This window comes from Sphingobium sp. 15-1 (assembly GCF_013375535.1).
Taxonomy (GTDB): domain Bacteria; phylum Pseudomonadota; class Alphaproteobacteria; order Sphingomonadales; family Sphingomonadaceae; genus Sphingobium; species Sphingobium aromaticivastans.
Genome location: NZ_JABXJG010000001.1, coordinates 1,526,299 through 1,548,345 on the forward strand (window position 1 = coordinate 1,526,299; position 22,047 = coordinate 1,548,345).

Annotated in this window: 22 protein-coding genes; 10 read left to right on the top strand and 12 right to left on the bottom strand. The window is 64.0% G+C overall.

Annotation, left to right across the window (positions count from 1 at the left end):
• Positions 1-105 precede the first annotated feature (105 nt).
• Positions 106-1,128 (bottom strand): LacI family DNA-binding transcriptional regulator, encoded by a 1,023-nt coding sequence (locus tag HUK72_RS07185; RefSeq protein WP_176596174.1) that lies wholly within the window; start codon positions 1,126-1,128, stop codon positions 106-108.
• A 146-nt stretch (positions 1,129-1,274) separates the two neighbouring features.
• On the opposite strand from HUK72_RS07185, the gene HUK72_RS07190 reads away from it, so the two are divergent.
• The 8 genes from HUK72_RS07190 (at position 1,275) to HUK72_RS07225 (ending at position 12,887) form a co-directional block, all read left to right on the top strand.
• Positions 1,275-3,116 carry an alpha-amylase family glycosyl hydrolase gene (locus tag HUK72_RS07190; RefSeq protein WP_255325634.1) on the top strand — a complete coding sequence of 614 codons (1,842 nt, stop codon included), beginning with the start codon at positions 1,275-1,277 and terminating at the stop codon, positions 3,114-3,116.
• Entirely contained in the window at positions 3,113-4,708 is a 1,596-nt protein-coding gene (locus tag HUK72_RS07195) for an alpha-glucosidase family protein (protein ID WP_176596175.1), read from the top strand. Before HUK72_RS07190 ends, HUK72_RS07195 begins: the two co-directional genes overlap by 4 nt.
• Before the next feature lie 143 nt (positions 4,709-4,851).
• Positions 4,852-6,906, top strand: a complete 2,055-nt coding sequence (locus HUK72_RS07200; protein ID WP_176596176.1) for a glycoside hydrolase family 97 protein — start codon at positions 4,852-4,854, stop codon at positions 6,904-6,906.
• Positions 6,907-6,971: 65 nt separating this feature from the next.
• Positions 6,972-8,477, top strand: a complete 1,506-nt coding sequence (locus HUK72_RS07205; protein ID WP_176596177.1) for an MFS transporter — start codon at positions 6,972-6,974, stop codon at positions 8,475-8,477.
• Between the two features lie 66 nt (positions 8,478-8,543).
• A complete protein-coding gene (locus HUK72_RS07210) occupies positions 8,544-9,737 on the top strand; it encodes a hypothetical protein (RefSeq protein ID WP_176596178.1) in 1,194 nt (397 codons plus the stop codon).
• Positions 9,737-10,525 (top strand): glycosyltransferase family 2 protein, encoded by a 789-nt coding sequence (locus HUK72_RS07215; RefSeq protein ID WP_176596179.1) that lies wholly within the window; start codon positions 9,737-9,739, stop codon positions 10,523-10,525. Before HUK72_RS07210 ends, HUK72_RS07215 begins: the two co-directional genes overlap by 1 nt.
• Entirely contained in the window at positions 10,522-11,823 is a 1,302-nt protein-coding gene (locus HUK72_RS07220; protein ID WP_176596180.1) for a lipopolysaccharide biosynthesis protein, read from the top strand. Before HUK72_RS07215 ends, HUK72_RS07220 begins: the two co-directional genes overlap by 4 nt.
• Positions 11,820-12,887 (top strand): glycosyltransferase family 4 protein, encoded by a 1,068-nt coding sequence (locus tag HUK72_RS07225; RefSeq protein ID WP_255325635.1) that lies wholly within the window; start codon positions 11,820-11,822, stop codon positions 12,885-12,887. Before HUK72_RS07220 ends, HUK72_RS07225 begins: the two co-directional genes overlap by 4 nt.
• Here the strand turns inward: HUK72_RS07225 and HUK72_RS07230 are convergent.
• From HUK72_RS07230 to HUK72_RS07245, 4 genes are all read right to left on the bottom strand, one after another.
• The gene (locus HUK72_RS07230) at positions 12,859-13,752 is read right to left on the bottom strand and encodes a formyl transferase (protein ID WP_176596182.1); all 894 of its coding nucleotides are present in this window, start codon (positions 13,750-13,752) and stop codon (positions 12,859-12,861) included. The genes HUK72_RS07225 and HUK72_RS07230 overlap by 29 nt on opposite strands.
• Before the next feature lie 95 nt (positions 13,753-13,847).
• A complete protein-coding gene (locus HUK72_RS07235) occupies positions 13,848-14,126 on the bottom strand; it encodes a hypothetical protein (RefSeq protein ID WP_176596183.1) in 279 nt (92 codons plus the stop codon).
• Between the two features lie 53 nt (positions 14,127-14,179).
• Positions 14,180-14,791 carry a response regulator transcription factor gene (locus tag HUK72_RS07240; protein WP_176596184.1) on the bottom strand — a complete coding sequence of 204 codons (612 nt, stop codon included), beginning with the start codon at positions 14,789-14,791 and terminating at the stop codon, positions 14,180-14,182.
• Between the two features lie 84 nt (positions 14,792-14,875).
• Complete coding sequence (locus HUK72_RS07245; RefSeq protein WP_255325636.1) at positions 14,876-15,415, bottom strand: PilZ domain-containing protein; 540 nt, start codon at positions 15,413-15,415, stop codon at positions 14,876-14,878.
• A gap of 267 nt (positions 15,416-15,682) precedes the next feature.
• Here HUK72_RS07245 and HUK72_RS07250 point away from each other — a divergent pair, with 267 nt between their 5' ends.
• Positions 15,683-16,099 carry a BLUF domain-containing protein gene (locus tag HUK72_RS07250; RefSeq protein ID WP_176596186.1) on the top strand — a complete coding sequence of 139 codons (417 nt, stop codon included), beginning with the start codon at positions 15,683-15,685 and terminating at the stop codon, positions 16,097-16,099.
• A gap of 98 nt (positions 16,100-16,197) precedes the next feature.
• Here the strand turns inward: HUK72_RS07250 and HUK72_RS07255 are convergent, their stop codons facing one another.
• From HUK72_RS07255 to HUK72_RS07270, 5 genes are all read right to left on the bottom strand, one after another.
• Positions 16,198-16,584, bottom strand: coding sequence for a response regulator (locus tag HUK72_RS07255; protein ID WP_176596187.1), 387 nt, complete (start codon positions 16,582-16,584; stop codon positions 16,198-16,200).
• Positions 16,585-16,732: 148 nt separating this feature from the next.
• Entirely contained in the window at positions 16,733-16,900 is a 168-nt protein-coding gene (locus tag HUK72_RS27185) for a helix-turn-helix domain-containing protein (protein WP_255325637.1), read from the bottom strand.
• Positions 16,891-17,247: a hypothetical protein gene (locus tag HUK72_RS27190; RefSeq protein ID WP_255325638.1), complete on the bottom strand. Its 357-nt coding sequence runs from the start codon at positions 17,245-17,247 to the stop codon at positions 16,891-16,893. Before HUK72_RS27190 ends, HUK72_RS27185 begins: the two co-directional genes overlap by 10 nt.
• Before the next feature lie 172 nt (positions 17,248-17,419).
• Complete coding sequence (locus HUK72_RS07265; RefSeq protein ID WP_176596188.1) at positions 17,420-17,569, bottom strand: lmo0937 family membrane protein; 150 nt, start codon at positions 17,567-17,569, stop codon at positions 17,420-17,422.
• A 110-nt stretch (positions 17,570-17,679) separates the two neighbouring features.
• Entirely contained in the window at positions 17,680-18,291 is a 612-nt protein-coding gene (locus tag HUK72_RS07270; protein ID WP_176596189.1) for a hypothetical protein, read from the bottom strand.
• A 156-nt stretch (positions 18,292-18,447) separates the two neighbouring features.
• Between HUK72_RS07270 and HUK72_RS07275 the strand changes: the two genes are divergently transcribed.
• Positions 18,448-18,855 (top strand): hypothetical protein, encoded by a 408-nt coding sequence (locus HUK72_RS07275; protein ID WP_255325639.1) that lies wholly within the window; start codon positions 18,448-18,450, stop codon positions 18,853-18,855.
• A gap of 6 nt (positions 18,856-18,861) precedes the next feature.
• On the opposite strand, the gene HUK72_RS07280 is transcribed toward HUK72_RS07275, so the two are convergent.
• Together HUK72_RS07280 and HUK72_RS07285 are read right to left on the bottom strand one after the other, a co-directional pair.
• Positions 18,862-19,272: a low affinity iron permease family protein gene (locus HUK72_RS07280; RefSeq protein WP_176597777.1), complete on the bottom strand. Its 411-nt coding sequence runs from the start codon at positions 19,270-19,272 to the stop codon at positions 18,862-18,864.
• Between the two features lie 108 nt (positions 19,273-19,380).
• Positions 19,381-21,825 (bottom strand): hypothetical protein, encoded by a 2,445-nt coding sequence (locus tag HUK72_RS07285; protein WP_176596190.1) that lies wholly within the window; start codon positions 21,823-21,825, stop codon positions 19,381-19,383.
• Positions 21,826-22,047 lie beyond the last annotated feature (222 nt).

Sequence of the window (22,047 nt, forward strand, 5' to 3'; positions counted from 1 at the left end):
AGGGGTGGGTGCGAGCGGAGCGAGCTTCTTCACTATCGGTTAGGGAGGAACGCCGCTGCGCGGCTTGCCCACCCCCGGCCCCTCCCGCTTGCGGGAGGGGAGAAGTTAGGCAGTCATCCTCGTCACCAGCCTTGGCACCAGCAGCGTAGGCTCCAGCGGCTTGCGGTCGATCTGGCCGATAAGCGCGTCCACCAGCACCTCGCCCGCGCGCAGATAGTCCTGGGCGACGGTGGTCAGCGGCGGGCGCGTCAGGCTGGCGGCGGGGATGTCGTCGAAGCCGATCAGCGCCACATCCTGCGGCACGCGCATGCCCGCTTCGTCCAGCGCCCGCATCGCGCCGATGGCGATCAGGTCCGATCCGGCGAAGATCGCGTCGAAGGGCAAGCCGCGCGCGATCAGGCGGCTCGCCGCCTCATGCCCCGACTGTTCGGTCGAGAGGGCGTCGACATGCAGGCCGATGTCGACCGGCAATCCAGCCTCCCGCATCGCCTCGGTCAGTCCGGCATAGCGGTCGCGGAATTCGGGATAGCGGCTCGACGCATCGCCCAGGAAGGCGATGGTCCGGCGCCCCCGCTCGATCAGATGCTGTCCCGCTTCGCGCCCGCCCCGCCGGTTGTCGCAGCCGATGGTCATGCCCAGCGCATTGGGGTCGACCGACCCCCAGCGCACGAAATGGGTGCCCTGCGCCACCAGTTGCTCCAGCCGGGCGCGATAGCTTTCATAATCGCCATAGCCGAGCAGGATAATGCCGTCGGCCTTGCGGCTGTCCTCATAATCGACATGCCAGTCGGTCGAAAGTTGCTGGAAGGAGGTCAGCAGGTCATAGCCACGCTTGGCGCAGGTTTGCAGGATCGGTCCCAGCATCGAGAGGAAGAAGGGGTTGATATAGCTTTCGTCGGGCAACAGATCCTCGAAGAACAGCAGCGCCAGCGTGTTGCTCTTGCCCCGGCGTAGCGAGGAAGCATTCTTGTCGACCGTATAGTTGAGCTGGCGGGCGATGGCCTCTATCCGTTTGCGGGTGGCTTCGCTGACGGTGCGGTCGCCGCGCAGGGCGCGGGACACGGTCGGTTGGGAAACCCCCGCGAGTGTCGCGATGTCGAAGGACGTCGGTTTTTCGTTCACGGCCATCGCCTTATCCTACGCCTCGCCCCGACCGTTGGGAAGATAAGCTTTTGAATACGTATGTCGGCTGCTTGGCCCGGCGGGTCCGAACCGATTAAGACCCCCTATGAAAGCCGCTGCAATCAAGCCAGAAGGCGAAGGGAGGAAACGCCATGCGTGGAAGGAAAGCGATGCTGTTTGCCGCGCTGGCTGCATTTGCCCTCCCTGCCCTGTCGAGCGCCCAGCCCTCCGATTTCCGGGCAAGGTTGCCGGAGGATGAGGTCATCTATTTCCTGCTTCCCGACCGGTTCGACAATGGCGACCCGGCCAACAACAAGGGCGGGTTTCAGGGCGACCGGCTCGTCACCGGCTATGATCCCGCTTCCAAGGGTTTCTATCATGGCGGCGACCTGAAAGGGCTGATCCGGCGGCTCGACTATATTCAGGGGCTGGGCGCGACCGCCATCTGGGTCGGACCGATCTTCCGCAACAAGCCGGTGCAGGGGCCGAAGGGGCAGGAAAGCGCGGGCTATCACGGTTACTGGATCACCGACTTCACCCATGTCGATCCGCATTTCGGCACCGACGCCGATTTCGCGGCGCTGGTGGAGGCCGCGCATCGCCGGGGGATGAAGGTCTATATGGACATCATCGCCAATCATACGGCGGATGTGATCCGCTATCGCGAGTGCCCAAGCACAAATGCGGACACAACATGCCCCTATCGTTCGCGGGCCGACTATCCCTATCAGCGGCAGGACGGCGTCGGCGGCAAGGCGATCAACGCGGGCTTCACGGGCGATCAGGACCATGGCGAGGCGAATTTCGCCAGGCTGACCGATCCCTCCTATGCCTATACCCCTTATGTGCCCAAGGGCGAGGATCGGGTCAAAAACCCGGCTTGGCTCAACGATCCGATTTATTATCATAATCGCGGGGAAACGACCTATTTGGGCGAGAGCGCAACCATGGGGGACTTTGCGGGGCTGGACGACCTGATGACCGAGAATCCGCGGGTGATCGCGGGCATGATCGAGATTTTCGGCGGCTGGATCGACCGTTTCGGCGTGGATGGCTTCCGGGTGGATACGGCAAAGCATGTCGATCCGCATTTCTGGCAGATGTTCGTTCTCGCGATGCAGGCCCGCGCCAGGGCGAAGGGCATCCCGAATTTCCATATTTTCGGGGAAGTCTATGTCGAGACGGTCGATGCCGGGCCGCTCGCCTGGCATACGAAGGAGGGCGGCTTTCCCGCGGTGCTGGACTTCGCCTTCCGGCAAGCGGCGCTGGAGACGGTCGCGGGCCAAGGCGCGACGGCGATCTGGGAGCGGATGCTGGCCGGGGACGCGCTCTATCGCGATGGCGAGGCGACGGCGCGGCAATTGCCGACCTTCGTAAGCAATCATGATGCCGGGCGGTTCGCCACCTTCGTGCGCAAGGCTTTCCCGCAGGCGAACGACGAGGAGGTGTTGCGCCGGGTGATGCTGGCCAACGCCATGCTGCTGACGATGCGCGGCGTGCCGACCATCTATTATGGCGATGAACAGGGCTTTGTCGGGGACGGCGGCGATCAGGATGCGCGAGAGGATATGTTCGGCAGCCGGGTCGCGAGCTATAACGACAATCGCCTGCTGGGGACCGGCGCCACCACGGCGACGCCGCGCTTCGATACCGGCCATCCGCTTTATCGGGAGATCGCCGCCCTGGCCCGTCTGCGCACCGCCCATCCGGCGTTGCGGCGCGGCCGGGAGGTCATCCGGGCGCGGGGCGACCAGCCGGGCCTGTTCGCCCTCTCCCGTTTCGATCCCGACAGCGGGGCGGAAACATTGATCGCCTTCAACACGTCCATCGCGCCGGTCAAGGCGCAGGTCGAGGTCGATACGCGGTCCGACCGTTTCACCACATTGGCCGGAGCCGAATGCGCCGCAAGCGCCTCCGCCCCCGGCAGCATCGCCGTCTCCCTCCCCCCTCTCAGCTACAGCGTCTGCGCTGTCCGGAGTGCCGTACCCCAATGACCGACACGACCCTCCCCTGGTGGCGCGGCGCCGCCATCTACCAGATTTATCCCCGCAGCTTTGCCGACTCCAATGGCGACGGCATTGGCGACCTGAAGGGCATCACCGCCCATCTGCCCTATGTGGCGTCGCTCGGCGTGGACGCGATCTGGCTGTCCCCCTTCTTCAAGAGCCCGATGCGCGATTTCGGCTATGACGTGTCGGATTATTGCGACGTCGATCCGATCTTCGGTACGCTGGAGGATTTCGACGCGCTGGCGGCGCGGGCGCATGAGCTGGGCCTGCGCATCATCGTCGATCAGGTCTGGGCGCATACGTCGGAGGAGCATCACTGGTTCATCGAAAGCCGCTCCAGCCGCGACAATCCCAAGGCGGACTGGTATGTCTGGGCCGATCCCAAGCCGGATGGTTCCCCGCCCAACAATTGGCAATCGGTGTTCGGCGGCCCGGCCTGGACCTGGGATGCGCGGCGCGGGCAATATTATATGCACCAGTTCCTGGCGCAGCAGCCGCAACTGCATCTGCATCATCCGCAAGTGCAGGACAGCGTGTTCGACATCATCCGCTTCTGGCTGGACCGGGGCGTGGACGGTTTCCGCATCGATGCCATCAACCATTCGATGCACGACCCCAGGCTGCGCGACAATCCGCCCGCGCCGGAGGATGGCAAGGTAAGGACACGGCCGTTCGACTTCCAGATCAAGAAGTACAGCCAGAGCCATCCAGACATTCCGCTGTTCCTGGAAAAAGTGCGACAAGTGTTCGATGAATATCAGGATCGCTTCACCGTGGCCGAAGTCGGTGGGGCGGACAGCGATACGGAGATGAAGGCCTTCACGCAGGGTGATGGCAGGCTGAATACGGCTTATGGATTCGACTTTCTCTATGCGCCGGAACTGACCGCCGAGTTTCTGAGGACAGCGCTCGTCAAATGGCCTGCCGAAACCGATGAGGGCTGGCCGAGCTGGGCGTTCGAAAATCATGACGCGCCGCGTGCGGTGTCGCGCTGGGCCAAGGGGGTGGACCCGGACGCCTATTGCCGGATGAAGATGCTGCTGCTCGCCTGCCTGCGCGGCAATATCTTCCTCTATTATGGCGAGGAACTGGGGCTGCCGCAGGTCGACATCGCGTTCGAGGATTTGCAGGACCCCGAGGCCATCGCCAACTGGCCGCTGACGCTTTCCCGCGACGGGGCGCGAACGCCGATGCCGTGGCGGGCGGATGCCCCCTATCTGGGCTTTTCGGAGGCGAAGCCGTGGTTGCCGATCGGGGAAACGCATCGCGCACTCGCCGTGGATGTGCAGGAGGCGGATGCGGATTCGCTGCTGCACTGGACGCGGCGGGTGCTGGCGTTGCGCAACGGGTCGCCCGCGCTGCGCGTGGGAGCGATCGATTTTCTGGAGACGCCGGGGGAATTGCTGGCGTTCGAGCGGGAGCATGAGGGCGAGCGGTTGCTGTGCGTGTTCAACCTTGGGAACGAGCCTGTGGTTTGGACGCCGAGTGAGGCTGAACGCTGGAAGCCGTTACTGTCGACCGGCGGAGTCGAAGGATGGCATTTCCCCGCAGCTTCCGGCCTTGTCGTGCAGGTCTAAAAACAGCGCATAACGTGCTCCTGCGAAGGCACTCGAGTGAGACGAGTGGCTCGCGAGAGCCCAGTCCCGCCGTCAGAACTGGGTTCCTGCCTTCGCAGGAACACGGCTCAGATAAAGTGGCACGAGTCTTAAAGGAACACCCCATGAAGAAACTGACCGCGCTCGCCTTGCCGCTTCTTGCGCTTTCGCTGGTCCCGGTGGCTGCCCGCGCCGATGTGGTCGCGAAGGCCGCCTCGCCCGATGGCCGCATTACGCTGACCGTCAGCCTCGATAATGAAGGCCGCCCCAGCTACGCCGTGCAGCGCGACGGCAAGGCGCTGATCGCGGACAGCCGTCTCGGCTTCCTGTTCACCGACGCGCCGAAGATCGAGCGCAACCTGACGCTGGCCGACAGCAAGACGGGCAAGAACGACACGACATGGACCCAACCCTGGGGCGAATGGTCCAGCATCCGCGACAATCACAATGAAATCCGCCTCGCCTTCCGCGAGAAGAGCGATCTTCAGCGCGAGATGGATGTGACCTTCCGCCTGTTCGACGATGGCGTGGCCTTCCGCTACACGCTGCCCGATCAGGCCCATCTGCATCACGCCAATATCGCGGAGGAACTGACCCAGTTTGCCTTTGCCGAAAACGGCACCGCCTGGTGGAAACCCGCCTTCGAATGGAACCGTGAGGAATATCTCTATAACAGGACGCCACTCGATGCGGTCGGCACCGCGCAGACGGTGATGACGGTGAAGCTCGCCAGCGGCACCCATGTCGCGCTGCATGAGGCGGCTTTGGTGGACTATGCGGGGATGAACCTGGCGCGGGCGCAGGGCAATATTTTCCGCGCTGCGCTGACGCCGGGTTCCGGTGCGCCCAAAGTGTCACGCGACGCCGGTTTCTCGACGCCATGGCGCACCATCGCCATCGCGGACGATGCGGCTGGGCTGTACATGAACCATATGATCCTGAACCTGAATGAGCCGAACAGGCTGGGCGACGTGTCGGGCTGGATCAAGCCCGGCAAGTTCGTCGGCGTGTGGTGGAACATGATCAAGGGCGACTGGAGCTGGGCACGCGGACCGAAACATGGCGCGACCACGGCCAATGTCCGTCGCTATATCGACTTCGCCGCCGCCAACGGCATCCCCGCCGTGCTGGTCGAGGGATGGAATGTCGGCTGGGACGGCCACTGGTTCGGCAATGGCAAGGATATGAATTTCTCGCAGCCGACTGAAGATTTCGATGCCGATGCTTTGGCGGCCTATGCCAAGTCGAAGGGCGTGACGCTGATCGGCCATCATGAAACGGGCGGATCGGCCAGCCATTATGACGGGCAGATCGACAGCGCGTTCAAATGGGCCGCCGACCATGGCGAGCGGGTGGTGAAGACCGGCTATGTCACCGACGCCGGGCAGATCGAGCGGGTCGATCCCGACGGCTCCCAGCATCGCGAATGGCATGAAGGGCAGTGGATGGTGAACCACTATCTCCGCGTCGTGCAGACTGCCGCCAAGTACAAGGTCAGCATCGACAGCCATGAGCCGGTGAAGGATACGGGCCTGCGCCGCACCTACCCCAATTGGGTGGCGCGCGAGGGCGGGCGCGGCATGGAATATAATGCCTGGATCGGTGGCAAGAACCCGCCGGAGCATGAGGCGAACCTCGTCTTCACCCAGTTGCTGGGCGGGCCGATGGACTTCACGCCGGGCGTTCTCAGCCTTTCCGGGTCGGAGGGGAGCGCGATCCAGTCGACCGTCGCCAAGCAGTTGGCGCTTTATGTCGTGCTGTACTCGCCCTTCGTGATGGCGGCGGATACGCCGGAGAACTACGCCAAATATCCGGGGCCGTTCCAGTTCATCAAAGATGTGCCGACCGACTGGTCCGATACCCGCGTGCTGAACGGCGAGGTGGGCGATTATGTCACCATCGCGCGCAAGGCCAAGGGCAGCAATGACTGGTATCTGGGCGCGATCGGGGATGAGGAAGCGCGGTCGAGCCAGGCGAAGCTCGACTTTCTGGATGCCGGGCGATCTTATGTGGCGGAGATTTATCGGGATGGGCCGGGCGCGGACTATCGCACCGAGGCGCGCCATGCCATCGTGATCGAGAAGAAGGCTGTGAAGAAGGGCGATGTGCTGCGCATCGATCTGGCGCCGGGTGGGGGTGAAGCGATCCGCTTTGTGGCAAGGGGTGGGAAGACCCGATAGTGAATCGTGTTCCTGCGAAGGCAGGAACACGGGATGGACCATATGTGCGAATAGGCTGAGGATGCATGGATCAACCGCACGATAATCTGGCTTCTAATTCCCGCCCCCGCCAAGGCTTCTGGGGCCTGTGGAACATCAGCTTCGGCTTTTTCGGCATTCAGATCGGCTTTGCCCTGCAAAACGCCAATATGAGCCGCATCTTCCAGTCGCTGGGCGAAAGCCTGGACGATCTGGCGCTGCTGTGGATCGCGGCGCCGCTGACCGGGCTGCTGGTCCAGCCGATCATCGGCCATTATAGCGACAGGACATGGTGCCGCTTCGGGCGGCGGCGGCCTTATTTCTTCGCGGGAGCGCTGTTCGCGGCGCTGGCGCTGTTCGGCATGCCCAATGCGCCCAGCCTGCTGGCCGCCGCGATGATGCTGTGGGTGCTGGACGCCTCGCTCAACGTTTCGATGGAGCCGTTCCGCGCCTTTGTCGGGGACATGCTGGCGAAGGAGCAGCATATGGCAGGCTATGCGCTCCAGACCGCCTTCATCGGTGCGGGGGCGGTCATCGGCTCGTCCACGCCATGGCTGCTGGACCGGCTGGGCGTCGCCAATGTCGCGGTCGGTTCGGGCATTCCCGATACGGTCAGGATCAGCTTTTATATCGGCGGCGCGGCACTGTTTCTCGCCGTGCTGTGGACCGTTCTAACAACCCGCGAATATTCGCCCGAACAGATGGCCCGCTTCGAGCCAATAGAAGAAAAATCCGGAGCGGTCACTGCGCCGCCCGTCCCTTCCGGCGGCCCGCTCTGGATCGTAGCCGGACTGGCGGTCGTCGCGTTCGTCCGTCTCTGGGCGCTGGAGAAGGAACTCTATCTGCTTGGCGGCCTGCTCGCCACCTATGGCGCGGCGCGGATGGCGGCGCGCTGGCTGCAAAGGCAAGGCCGCAGCGATAATCTGCTCACCCATGTCGTCGGCAATTTCGCGGCCATGCCCGACATGATGAAGCGCCTGGCGCTCGTCCAGTTCTTCACCTGGTCGGCGCTGTTCATCATGTGGATATACACCACGCCGGTCGTCGCCCAATATGTCTTCGGCTCCGCAGATCCGGCGAACGCAGCCTATAATGAAGGCGGAAACTGGGTCGGCATCCTCTTCGCCACCTATAATGGCGTCGCCGCCTTCGCCGCGCCCTTCCTGCTCCAACCGCTCGCCCGCCGCATCGGCCAGGCGCAGACCCATGCGATCGCTCTGATGCTCGGCGCGCTGGGCTTCCTCTCCTTCCTGTTCCTGCGTGATGCGCAAGCCCTGCTGCTGTCGGAAGTCGCCATCGGCATCGCCTGGGCCTCCACCCTCGCCATGCCCTATGCCATGCTCGCCTCCAGCGTGCCGCAGGCGAAGCTCGGCATCTATATGGGCCTGTTCAACGCCTTCGTGGTGATCCCGCAACTGCTGGTCGCGACCGTGATGGGCACGATCATGCGGCATTTCTTCCCGACCGAGCCGATCTGGACCATGGCTTTCGCTGCAGGCGTGATGATGCTCGCCTCCATCGCGACATTGCGATGTCGGGACACAGCCGCCTGACCGAAAAAATTTCACGCGGGACGAATTGCAACTGCGGCGACGGCCGGGGCGTGGCGTCGTCGTCCCATGCGCATTGGATTTCTGTTCAACCACGACCAGATTCATCAGGTCGCCCATAGCTTGCCGATCGCCATGGCTCTGGCCAGCGGCGGCTTTCCCGGCGAGATCATCGTCGCCACCACCAACGACCGGCTGGCGGCCGAGGTGCAGCGGCTGGCCGGGCCGATGCTGGGTTCGTCGATCCAGCATGTCCGGCTTTCCCTGACGCCCCGTTCGGAACGCATTGCGGGGCTGCTGGGCAAGCTGCTCCCTGCGGCCAAGCTGCTCTTCTATCGCGACAATCTGGATTTTTTCCGCAGTCTCGACATGCTGATCGTTGCGGAAAAGACCTCGCTGCTGCTCAAGACGCGCTATGGCCTCGACAATCTCTTCATGGTGCACACCCGCCACGGCGCCGGGGACCGGGCCATCGGCTTCGACAAGGCCAGCGCCGGTTTCGACCATGTCCTCTGTTCCGGCGAGAAGATCCGCCGCCGATTAATTGCCGAAGCGGGGGTGGAACCCAACGCGATCAGCATCGTCGGCTATCCCAAGTTCGACATGGTCCGTCAGGCCGGACGCAGCCAAAGCTTCTTCCGCGAACGGCCGATCACCCTCTACAACCCGCATTGCTCGCCGCATCTGTCCTCATGGTACTGCCATGGCCGGCAGGTGCTGGACCATTTCCTGCGGCATGACGAGCGGGAGCTGATCTTCGCGCCGCATGTCATGCTGTTCGAACGGCCCTTCGTCGTCACCATCGACAGGCTGACCGTTAACCGGGCGGGTTCGATCGACCAGCGCTATCTGCACGGCGACAACATCCATATCGACCTGGGCAGCCGCGCCTCGACCGACATGAGCTACACCTTGCTGGCCGACCTCTATCTGGGTGACGCCAGCAGCCAGGTCTATGAATTTCTGCTGCGGCCCCAGCCCTGCATCTTCCTCAACAGCCATGGCATCGACTGGCAGGGCGACCCCAATTTCGCGCACTGGCAGGCGGGCGAGGTGATTTCCAGTCCCCGCGAACTCGGCCCGGCGCTGGAGCGGGCGAAGGATCTGCACGAAAGCCATTACCGCCCGATCCAGGAAAGATTGTTCGCGGAGAGCTTCGACCTGGACGGCCGCCCTTCGTCAGAGCGCGCAGCCGCCGTGATCGCTGAACTCACCGACAGGCGGGCCAAGGTCGTCCATCTGCCACCGGTCCGAGCCGCCTGATGCCGCTGCTCACCATCATCCTGCCCTTCTTCAATGAGCAAGGGTGGATCGGCGCCACCATCGACAGCCTGGCCGCGCAAAGCGACCAGCGTTTTCGCCTGCTGCTGGTCGACAATGGATCGACCGACAGCGGGACGGCGGAGGCCGCCATCCACGCCGCGCCGTTGGGCCAGCGCGCCACCATCCTCCCCTGCCCGACGCCGGGCAAGATTCACGCCATGGCCATGGGGCTAAGCTGGGTCGACACGCCGCTGGTCGCCATTTGCGATGCCGACACCCACTATCCCCCCGATTATGTGAAGCGCATCATCGCCCTGTTCGACAGCGACCCAAGGGCCGCCGCCGTCATGGCTATCGATCTCTACGCCCCCCAGGACACGGTGGAATCGCAGCAACGCATCGCCTTCATCCTGCGCAAGAGCCGCCGCTTCGCCGCCAAATGCCATGCGGGCGGCTATGCCCAGGCCTTCCGCGCCAGCGCCCTGCGCGCAGCGGGCGGGTTCGATGCGACACGCTGGCCCTATGTGCTGGAGGATCATGAGATCGTCCATCGCGTGATGGCGCATGGCCGGACCCTCTATCATCCCGGCCATGTCTGCTTTCCCTCCGACCGGCGCGCCTCGCGCAAGGCCGTCAGTTGGACGCGGGGCGAGCGGCTGCTCTACCGCTATGCCCCACGCGCCGCGATGAACTGGTATTTCTACCGCTTTCTGGGCCGGCGCCTCGCCGCCCGCAACAGCATGGGCATTGCCTTGCGACGGAAAGACTGGTCTTCCACTATCGCATGACGGAACGGGCCGGAATCACAGGGCGAATCTTCAAGGGGCTGGGACTGGTGCTGGGCGGAAAGGCCGGCGCCGGGCTGATCAGCCTTGTCTACCTCATCATCGCGGCGCGGGCATTGGGGCCGCGCGATTATGGCATATTGGTGCTGGTCCATGGCTATGTGACGGCGGTGGTCGGCATCGTTGAATTTCCCGCCTGGCAGGCCATCGTCCGCTATGGCGCCGAAGCGAGCACGGAGGATGCGCCGCATCGCCTCGCCCGGCTGCTGCGCTTCGGCACGACGGTCGAACTGCTGGGCGGGGCGGCGGCGATCATCGCGGCCATGGCGCTGGCGCCGCTGGTCGGGCCGCATCTGGGCTGGCCGCCGGAAACGGTCGCGTTCGCGATTCCCTACAGCTTCGCGGTGCTGGGGTCGGTGCGCTCGGCTCCGGCGGGCTATCTGCAACTGATCGACCGCTTCGATTTGATCGGCCTGCACAATATGGTGCAGCCGCTGGTGCGCTTGACCGGCGCGACGCTGGCGTGGCAATTGGGCTGGGGGTTGAAGGGTTTCCTCTGCGCCTGGCTGGCGGCCGCGCTGGCCGAGTTCGCGGTGCTATGGGGCATGGGCCTGATCTGCGCCCTCAACAGGCTGGGCGCGACCCTGCGCCACCCCGAGCGCGGCAGCGCGGTGCAGGACAATCCGGGCATCTGGCGCTTCCTGGTGGCGAGCAACGCCGACGTCACCTTGAGCGAACTGGCGGGGCGGATCGCGCCGCTGATCGTCGGCTGGGTGTTGGGACCAGCCATGGCGGGCCTGTTCGCCGTCGCCCAGCGCGCCACCGTCATCATCGCCCAGCCCGCGCAGATATTGGGCAACACCGCCTATGCCGAACTCGCCCGCATGGTCGCCGCCGGGCAAGGCGGCGCGCCGCTGCGCCGGACATTGCGCCGGGTGATCGGCATCGCGCTGGCCGCCGCCGCGCCGGTGGTGGTCATCGCCGCGATCTTTCCCATACCCATCGTCACGCTGCTGGCGGGCCCCGCGTTCAAGGCCGCGGGCAGCGTCATGGTCGTGCTGATCGCGGCGCGGATGATCGCGGTGATCGGCCCGCCTTGCAGTTCCGCGCTCTCCGCCATGGGCTTCCCCGCGCTATCGATGAGCGCCAATCTCTTCGCCAGCCTGATCTTCCTGCCGGTTCTCCCGCTGCTGCTTCATCAATGGGGCCTGATGGGCGCAGGGGTGCAGACGGTGGGGCAAGCGCTGCTGGCAAGCGCGCTGCTGGCGGGTCTCGTCTGGCGCAGGAGCCTTACCCATTGAGGATCGCCTACGTCATCAATTCGGTCGAGGGCGGCGGCGCGGCGCAGCCAGTGCCCGCCATCACCCGCGTGCTGCGCGATGCGGGGGCGGAGGTGCGCGTCTTCGCCCTCACCCCCCGCGACCGGCGCGGCCTGCCCGCCATGGTCGAAGCCGGCCTCGACCCGGCGGTGCGCGAGGGCGGCCTGACCGATCATCTGGCCGCTGCCCTGTGGTTGCGGCGGCAGTTGCTGGACTGGCGCGCCACCCATATCTGGACCTCGCTCAGCCGGGCGACGATATTGGGCCTGATCCTGGGTCCGACGATGGGCCTGCCGGTGGTGAGCTGGCAGCATGCCGCCTTTCTGAAGCCCTGGAACCGGCGGTTGATGCGGCTGCTTGCATCCCGCGCCCTGCTCTGGATCGGGGATTCGCAATCGGTGACGGCGCTGACGGCGGAACGGCTGGGCGTGCCCCAGGATCGGCTGACATGCTGGCCGATCTTCGCCGCTGATCCCGCCATGCCGCAGGCCCGCCCCTGGCAACCCGGCGAGACGGTCCGCATCGGCGCGCTGGGCCGCCTCCATCCGGTCAAGGGCTATGACGTGCTGATCGCCGCGTTGGCGCAGTTGAAGGGGGCAAGCTTCACCCTCTCCATCGCAGGCGACGGCGCGGAACGGGAGCGGCTCGAAAGCCTGGCGCGGGCGGCTGGCGTGGCGGTCCATTTCACCGGCTATACCGACGATCCCCGCGCCTTCCTGTCGGGCCTGCACCTCTATGTCCAACCCTCGCGCTCCGAAGGCTTCTGCATCGCCGCGCATGAAGCGCTGACCGCAGGCCTGCCGGTCGTCGCTTCAGCGGTAGGGGAACTGCCCTTCTCCATCCGTCAGGGCGAAACCGGCCTCACCGTGCCGCCCGGCGATCCCGAGGCTCTGGCTGACGCGCTAAGGACGATGCTGGCCGATCCTGCCCGCCTGCGCATCATGGGCGAGGCGGCCCGCCGGGACATGCTCGACCGCTTCTCGCAGGCGCGCTTCGCCGCCACGGGGGCCGCGATCCTCAACCAAATCCGCCAAGCGCGCGCCTGACGTCCAGCACCAGCCCGCGCAGCGACCGGTCGACCCGCTTCACGTCGAACAAGGTCATGTCGCCGCAGGCGGTCAGCGTGTGCATCCCGTCCCGATAGCCCCCTGCCGAGTCCGGCAACCCCAGGGCCTCCCCCGCCTCGGCCGCGAAGGCCCTTTCATCCAACCGGTTGATCCACAGCGGCCGGATCGCCCCGCCATAGGTCACCGCGCAATCCTGCACCGGCAGCATGATCCGCCCGTCGATCACCACCGGCGTGCCGCCCGGCCGGGCCGAACGCCGGTCGATCCGCACCGGATTGCCGGGATGCGCCGTCCACGGCCCGCACAGACGATCCGCCCAGGCGACATGCAGATGCGCGATCTTCGTCAGCTTGTCGGTCGCGGGCGAATAGAATAGCCACCAGCGCCCCTCATGCCGCAGGATACTGGCATCGACCGGCACGCAATCCAGCGCGATCCGGCATTCCGCCCGCCAGTCCACCAGCCCGCCATGATCGCGGTAAAGGGTCAACCCGCCCGAGCGGTGCGCCTCCGGCAGCATCCAGGTCGCCCCTTCCCCGGCAAAGACCTGCGGATAGGAAAGATGCCACGGCTCGACCAGACAGGGGCGGCGATCGAGCAGGCGCATCGCCTCATCGAACAACAGCCGCTCGATCGTCCCGTGCCGGGTGCGATAGTCATAATGTTCGGCAAAGAGATGCAGCCGCCCATCCTCGCCCCGCCAGCCGAACGGGTCCGCGAGGAATTGAAAGTCCGGCTGCTCCGCGATCCAGTTCACCGGCCCGCTGATGCCGCCCGCCGCGACGACCGCCGCGATCGGCTGCTTGACGAGGCCGCACCTCCATATGTCTTTCCGTCTTGGCATCGGTGCAGCCACTCGCACGCTCCACCGGCAGAAAACAAGCGATTCCTGTCGCAGATGGTGCGCCGATCAGCCCTGACTGGCCAAGGCTCCGCGCATCAGCATAAGCGATCCACCTTCCCCTCATTTTCGGCGGACATGAAGGCCTGCTGTATTTTCCTGTAGCGATCTATGATCTTTTCGCATTCCTCTTTCGATTTGAAAAATTCGTCATAATCCTTATGATTCAAGTTACGATCTTTTTCTGGTTTTTCCGATGTTAACCATGGCCTGAACATAGGCGATGTCTGATTGTCAGATGAATCTCTGAGATCGGTCCATTTTTTCCTGACAATCCCGCGCCCGAATGACGGGGCGGAAACATCAAATTTCGTCATTACCAATCCAATTACATTGAATGATGGCAGACCGGGCATTCACTCATTGACGTTCAAGGCAAAGCGGACTCCGGCAGAGCGAGGATGATTTCCGAAAATCGTTTGACGCCGAATTTCTTGATGATGCTGGCGCGGTGCATCTCGACCGTTCTGACGCTGATGTGCAGCGCGTTCGCCACATCCCGATTGCTCCTGCTGGACCCGAGCGCCCGAACGATGTCCAATTCCCTTTTCGTCAGGCTCTCCAGATGCGCCGCCGCAATCTCCCGCCGCCGCTGGATCTCCACGCGCCGCTCCAAGACCGGACGGACATGGGCGAGCATCTTCAGAAGCAGGCTTTCTGCAAAGGGTTTTTCCAGAAAATCCGCCGCCCCCCGCTTGATGACGTCCACCGCCGTCGGAATGTCGGGCGACGCCGTCATCACGATCAGCGGCATGTCCAGCCGCCGGGACAAAAGCGCCTCCTGAACGGCCACGCCGTCCATGTCGGCCAGGCGCAATTCCACCAGGGCGATGCCGGGGGCCAGGAAATCAAGCGATTCGATGAAATCGGCGCCGCAGGAAAAGGGCCTGGGCTCAAACCGCTCCCGCCGCAGGACGCGCACCAGATATTGGCGCATCTTGCTGTCGTGGTCGACAATATAGACTGGACATCCAGGGTTCATAGCCAATTGCCCAAACCGCCCTCTTCCCGCTAACGCGCGAAGCGCTCAATAGTTTCGGCGCCGATCCTTTTCTTGCGTTCAGCGTCAGCTCGCCGTCATCCGCCGCGGTTCGAAGAAGATGCCGATCATGCCGCCGCTCGACCATTGCACCCGCCCCATCCGCACATCCAGGCCGCGGGTCTTCACCAGCAACCGCGTTCCCTCGCTCACCCCGGCTATTTCGATCATCATGCCTTCCGCGGAAAGATTGCGGATGGTGCCGATCAGAACGGGGGTCGAGGTGACCAGCGTGGCCGAAAAATTCACGGTCAGCCGCTGGCCGCGCGGTTCATATGTCTGCGACGCCGGATTCGCATCCGGTTCCGTGCCGGGCACCCATGGCAACGCCTCTTCCAGAAGAAGGCCGCATCTGGACCCGTTGATCCAGCGGACCTCAGCCGTCCGGAAGCTGGTTTCGTCGAAGCTCACATGAACCTGCTGGTGCAGCCCCAGCGACAGGGCGCATCGCCCGCTCAGCCCGGCATGCGACACATTCTCCACGGAAAGGTTCGCCTCCTCGACGATCGGGTATAGCAACGCTGTCTTGAAGACCGTCTGCCGCGGATGACGGCGTTTCTCCCTCATCGCCTTCTCTGACAGTTGTTCTATTTCTTTAGCCATATAGTTTTCCCGCAGATTCAGGAATCCCTTAAAATAATGCGCTTACCCGCCCGTGTGGACGGAGTACGTAATTCTACGGTAATCCCTGGAAGCTTCGCATTAACCTTCATCCGCCTATATTGTCCAAGGTCGTTCCTCCGCAGGGAAAGGCCGCCAAACCGGCGAGGCGCAATTCCAGTCCCACCATGCGCCTCGCCTTTACTTTTCCGCGACGGATGGCATCATTGCCCCATGCTTGCACGATGGTCCTACATTAGCAAAAGCCGACTGGACACGACCGATGCCGAGGAAAGCATCCAGGAAATCGTCCACATCTCGATCCCCCGCAACCGTTCGCTGGACGTGACCGGCGCCCTGATGTTCACCGGGCGCCGCTTCGCGCAATATCTGGAGGGCGCGCCGGCCGCGATCGAGGAACTCAGAGCCAGCATCCTGCGGGACAGGCGGCACGAAGAGGTGAGGACAGTCGCGTCGGGCATCGCGCCCCATCGCCACTTCGTCACCTGGTCGCTCGCCTATGCGGGGCCATCCCATTTCGTGGCGGACATTGTGGAGCGCTCCCTGAACGACGCCCTGGAAATGGGGGATGAAGGAAGCGCGGCGCTGGTGCAGATGCTGTCGGAATTTTCGATCCGCGGCCATGGCTGACCGGCCCCGTCGCGGCGCGTCGATGGCGGCGGATTGCAGGAAAAGCGGCGGAACGGCCAAGCGCATGACCCGTTGACGGGGGAAAGGAGAGTCCGATGTCAGGACGGAGCGCCTGTTCCGACCAGCGCCTTGCCGATCGCGCCCAATATGTCGGCGCGGGCATAGGGCTTGGCCACGCGCGTGCAGCCTTCATACCGCTCAGGCAAGGCTTGGCCGTCATAGCCGGACACGATTACGATGGGCACGGAGCGGGCCATCAGCTCGTCCATCAGGGGAAAGCTCATCTCGCCTTGCAGGTTGAGGTCAAGCAGCGCGATGTCCGGCCGCTGCTCCGTGATCGCCTTGACCGCGCCGAACAAGCTGCCATGCGGCCCGATGACGGAAAACCCCTCCTCCGCCAGCAGGGCGCTGAGGTCGCTCGCCAAAAAATATTCATCCTCCACCACCAGCACGCAAGCCGTGCGGGGCGCCGCCATATCCGCCATTTGTCTCTCCTCTTCCGTCAGCCGTCGCATGCCGGTGGGCGGCAGAAAATAACATAAGTAAAAACCCGCCATGTCATCGCTCGATATGCCCCCATTGCGATGAAAGACAGCATCATTGCATTGAAACTGGCTGCCCATTGGCCGCTTCCTAAGCGGGCAAGGCGGCGACTTCGCGCAAGGCGCACAGTTCGGGAATCCGGAGCCAATTGGATTGCAATTCCACCAGGCCGCGCGCCCGCATGGATTGCAGCGTGCGGTTCACATGCACGGGGGTCAGCCCAGTCATGTCCGCAATCTCCATCTGCGTCAGCGGCATGGCGCATTGCTGGCCATAGGCAAGGCCCGCATGCCGCATGCGTTCGAACAATCCAGCAGCAGATGCGCGACCCGTTCAAGCGCGGTCTTCCGCCCCAGCGTGACCAGCCAGTCGGTCTGCCGCTCGAACGCGCTGGACAGCGCCTGCCAAAAGCCATGCTGCCTGTCGAAACCGGCATGTGGGGGAATCCGGCATGGCAACCGCAAGGCCCTGACATTGGTGATCGCGACCACCGACTGGGAGGGCACGCCTCCCAGCGCCCATTGCGGATCGCAATACTCCCCTGGCAGATAGAGGGCGGTGATCTGGCGGCGGCCATCGGACAGCAGCCGGACCGGTACGCCCACCCTTCCTGAAGACAAAGCATGGCGTCGGGCTTCTCATTCTCCCGCGCCAGAAATTGATGCATGCGGAAATGGACCTGGCTTTCGCCTTCGGCAACGTTGGTGAAACGGGGAAAAGAGCGGCAGCGCTCCTTTCGGGCTTATCCCTTCATTTCGGCACCAAGGGAACGTCGGATCAGGGAACGCGGCGCCCGGCCACGAGCTGATAGACGAGGACGATCAGCGCCAATACCAGCAAGAGGTGGATAAGTCCTCCGCCGACCGGCACGATGAATGCGCCCAGTGCCCAAAGAACAAGGATGATGATCAGGATTGTCCACAACATGATCGGATTCGCCTCTGAACAGTCGTATCAGCTCAATTGCTTCACGACAGGATGATTTCAGCTCGGGCGGACAGGACGGTAACGATGCACGAAACCGTCCTGTCCCGCTTTCATCGCTGCGTAACGGTCGTCGTCGTCTTTTCGACGACGGAAGCGCGGGCCGGCGCGGTCGACTTGCGGACGACCTTGCGCTTGACCGGCGCGGCCTTGCGCACGGTGACGGGCGCGGTCTTGACGGTTTCGGTCGTCACCGTGGTGGTCGCGGGCGCCGGGATGGCGGCGGCGCGGGCAGCCCGCGCATCGGCCGCGGCGGACGCAGCGGCGCGTTCGGCGGCGTCAGCCCGCGCATTGGCGGCGGCGGCATCCTGCTGCGCGGCCGTTGCGGTCGCCGCGTGCATATGCGCGTCGGCATCGGCACGCTCGCGGCTTTCCCCGATCGCCGTGTCCGCGAATTGCTGCGCATCGACGGCGGAACGGATGGCGGCCTGCTCCTTGCCGCTCTTGAGCTGTTCCTGCGCCAGCCGCAGCGACGCCTGCGCCTTCGCCAGCACGGCTGGATCGAAGTCGCCTGCCTTCAGCTTGGCGGCGGCGTCGATTTTCCCCTGAGCTTGCGCGATGGCGGCAAGCGCACGCTCCTCATCTCCGGCAAGCGCGGGCGCGGTCGCCAGGAACAGAGCGGAGGCAGCAGCGAAAGCACGCATGGAAAGGCTGATCTCACGCATATACTCTCCTGTGGTTATTTTAACCTATATTGGTTTTGGGACTGCGAAAACGAACCAGCCTGCGACTCTGTTCCACATGGATGTGGGAACAAGCGCTGGTTATTGTCCGATGACTCTTCATACTGGGCGGATAATTGCCGCTATTCCACCAACGGAATGGTGGCGTCCTCCACCACCCTGTTTTCGCTGCTGGAGGCGATCCTTGCTCCCCAAGAGCTGACCGAGGAACGGAGGCGGATATTCGTCGGCGGCCAGGACCTGCCGGTTGGCGGCGGCGCCTTCACATCGGTTGCGCTGCTGCTGCACGAGCTGGCCAAATATGGCGCCGTGTCGACGCCTGACGGGCGGCTGGACGTCACCGTCGGCGTTCAGGACGAGGATGTCCTGATCCGGTGGATCGAACGCGGCGGGCCGCGCCTGGACACTATGCCGGAGCGCGAGGGCTTTGGAACGGCGCTGGAGCAGGCCTCCCTCCGCGGAACGGGCGGAACGATCGACCGGGAATGGAAAGATGCCGGCCTGACGATCGAAATCCGGTTCGCGCGCAGCCGCCTCGTCGCCTGACCGCGCTCAATATCGCCGCAGCAATCGCTCGACGCTGGGCGCGGTCAACCCTTCGCGGCCGGACTTGTCCTGGATGTCGCGTTCCAGCGCGTCGCGGATTTCAGCGATCTGCGCGTCGGTCAGATGCTCGATGCCGACAAATTCCACCCGCGCCTTTTCCAGCGCCCGGATGATCTCGTCGAGCTTGGCCTGCATGGCCGCCCCGTCCCGGTTCTGGCTATTCTGTATCAGGAAGACCGCCAGGAAGGTCAGCACCGTCGTGGCAGTGTTCACGATCAACTGCCAAGTATCCGAAAAATGGAGAAACGGTCCCGATATGCCCCATAGGATGATCAGCAAAGTGGATATGATGAAGGCCTGGGGCTGGCCCATGAGCCGCGCGCTATTGGTGGCGATATTCGTGAAAATCCGGTCCATCATCTCTTCGCCTGCAAAAATATAGCCCCGCCGGGACAATAGAAGCGGCAGGCAGGCGGGTCATTAACCTATGATAGCGATGGGAAAAGGGGCGCGGCCGGATGCGGATCATGGCTCCTTGGCCGGCACCAGCCGCCCATAGATCGGCCGGGTGAGCTTCGCCGCGATGGAGCTGGCCCCCTCATCCTTGTCGTCGACGACGCCGACGCTCACGCTTTGTCCCGGCACCAGATTGTCGAGCGTGAGCACATATTCGCCCGCGCCGCTCAACGGCCAGCCGCTGGTCGTCGCGGCAAGATTGGCGCCGGACTTGGCCACTCCCACCACTTCCGCCCCTTCGACGGTCAGCGTCGGCTTGGCCGGCGCCGTGTCCACCTTCTCCGCCTTGACCATGATCGCCAGGCGTCCCTTGCCGGTCGCGTCGACCACGATGGCCGGCGCGGGCGCGGAGAGAGCAAAGGCCGGTTTCGCAGCGGCGGGCTTGATCTCGATGAAACGCAGGCTCGCATATTCCTGCTCCTGCGGCAGCGGACGGCCGTCATCCATCGCGCCCACCCGCAGCGTCAGCTTGTCGACGGTGGGTTCTTTAACGTCCGCGGCGCGCTTGATCGCCGGAAACAGCGGAAAGCTGAGCGCGACCGATGTGCCGTCCGCCGACACTTTGGCCGCATTCGACGGGACGATGACCTTGTCGCTCAGCTCCAGGGTGGCGCGCAGGTCGCGGGCGAGGCTGAGGTCCCGGCCCTGGAACAGCGTCGCCGTGACCGCGCTTTCCCCCTTGCTCAGCAACACCGTCTGCCCCTTGTCGGGCAGACTGGGCTGGACCTTGCGCAGCACGATCGGAATATTGGTGTAGGAAAATTCCGAGATCGGTCGGATGCTCTCCAATTCGGTCCAAAGTCCTGCCGACGCGACCTCGAACGCCAATTGTTCCGACATGCAGCCCGCGCCGAGATCCTTGTATTTGTCGCCGTATAGCGTCTTTACGGAATCGAGATCTTTCTGCGTCATCTTCCCGGAAATGCCCTTGGGCGCGAACAGCGCCAGCAATCCGAGGCTGGGCGACAGCCCCTCGCAGCCGCGCGGTCCGGCATCCTTGTAACGCGTAATCTTGTCCGCGAAGAATTGCTGATAGTCAGACCGGCGCTGCTGGCTGACCAACTGATAGAGACCGGCATATTCGAGATAGGTGAAGCGGTTGTTATATTTGTGGTTCAGCTCTTTCGAAAGGGCGAGCAGCCGCCGGCCCGCATTGCGATAGGGCAAGGTGCGGCCGGTAAAAATGTCGGTGAAGCTGGCCTTCGTCACCGCGGAGAGGATGCGCTCCTCCCCGCTCGGGTCGATCACTTCGGGCGCGCAGGGCTGGTAGATCACCAGAAGCGAGATATTGTGCGTGCGCGGCAGCATGGTGTTGCCGTAACGCGGGCTCTGCGCCGCGCCCAGCCGCACGCGGACGGTATCGTCGGTCAGCCTCGCCACGGTGAGCAGGCTGTTCGTGTCGCGGCCTTCCTCCCGCCGCAGCGCTTGCTGGGTGCGCGCAAATTGCCCCGAAGCGCCGACATTGCCCGCAGTCGCGAGCAGCGCCAGGCCAAGCTGCCGAACCGTGTCGGACGCTCTTGCCGCCGCCAGGCTCTCCAGATTGTCGGTGACGACGAGCGGCACGACATTGACCTTGTTCCACGTCCCGGTGCAGCGATGGACCGCTTGCGGGGCGCCAGGGGCGGGAACCAGGTTCAGCGCATAAAGCGCGACCTTCTCGTCACGTTGCGCAGCATAAGCGGAAACGCGGGCATTGAGACGCCTCTGTTCCTCCGGCGTGGCGCCCAGCCAGGCGGCCTTTTCGGCCTCCGCTTCGTCGAACCGGGGCGCGGCAAGCCCCGCCTCCGCCTGCATGTCGTCGGCATGGATGGTGATGTCGGTGGTCACATCATAAGGCAGCGCGCGGCGGCTGGGCAGGACCGACAGTTGCAACCGCACAAGATAGGCCTGCGCGCCGCGATAGCGCACCGCATCGCTGACATAGCGATTGAGGAGGTTGACCTCCTGATAGAGCGCGGTCGCGGCGAGATGGCGGAGCATAGGGTCCTGGCTGATCCCAACGCCCTGACCCAGCCCGGCCAGCGCCGCCGCGGTGCCGCCGGGAAGCGTCGCCGGCGAAACCTTCGACGCGTCGCCCGATTCACGCGTGGTCACGCTCTCGGTCGAGGTTGTGGTGGCGCCCGGCGCGCCGCTTTCGGTGGTCGTGACCGTCTTGGCGGAGGTCGGCAAAGCCACTTGCAAATTGGCGGTGATGATGTCCGCCAATCGCTCATCCAGCGTCTGGGTGGTCGGCAGCGCCGCCGCGAGCGCGGCCTCGCTGCTCATCGGGAATTTGGGTTGCAGAAGCGACGCTGCCTCCTCCCAGCGCAGCGACGCGATATGCGCGACGTTGACGGAACCCGCATCATCCGCCCAGTCGACTTGCGCGCTCTTCTCATACCGCCCCGCCGGCAAACTGGCGCATCCGGTGATCGCCAACGACGTGACCAAAGCTGTCCAAGCCCTACCGCGCATGCTGAATCCCCCTGTTCAACAAACCATATACGCCATGTAATGCGGACGTAAAGCCAGCAATAGACTTGATTTTTTCCAAGTTTCCATAAGAAACCATGAAGCTTGGATCAAAAACTATTATGGCCATGCCGCTTCGACCATGATGTGCTTCAGCAACAGGCGCCAGTTATTATACAATGGAAAAACTTCTCGCCCCTTCCTTCTATGCCGTGGAGATATGGG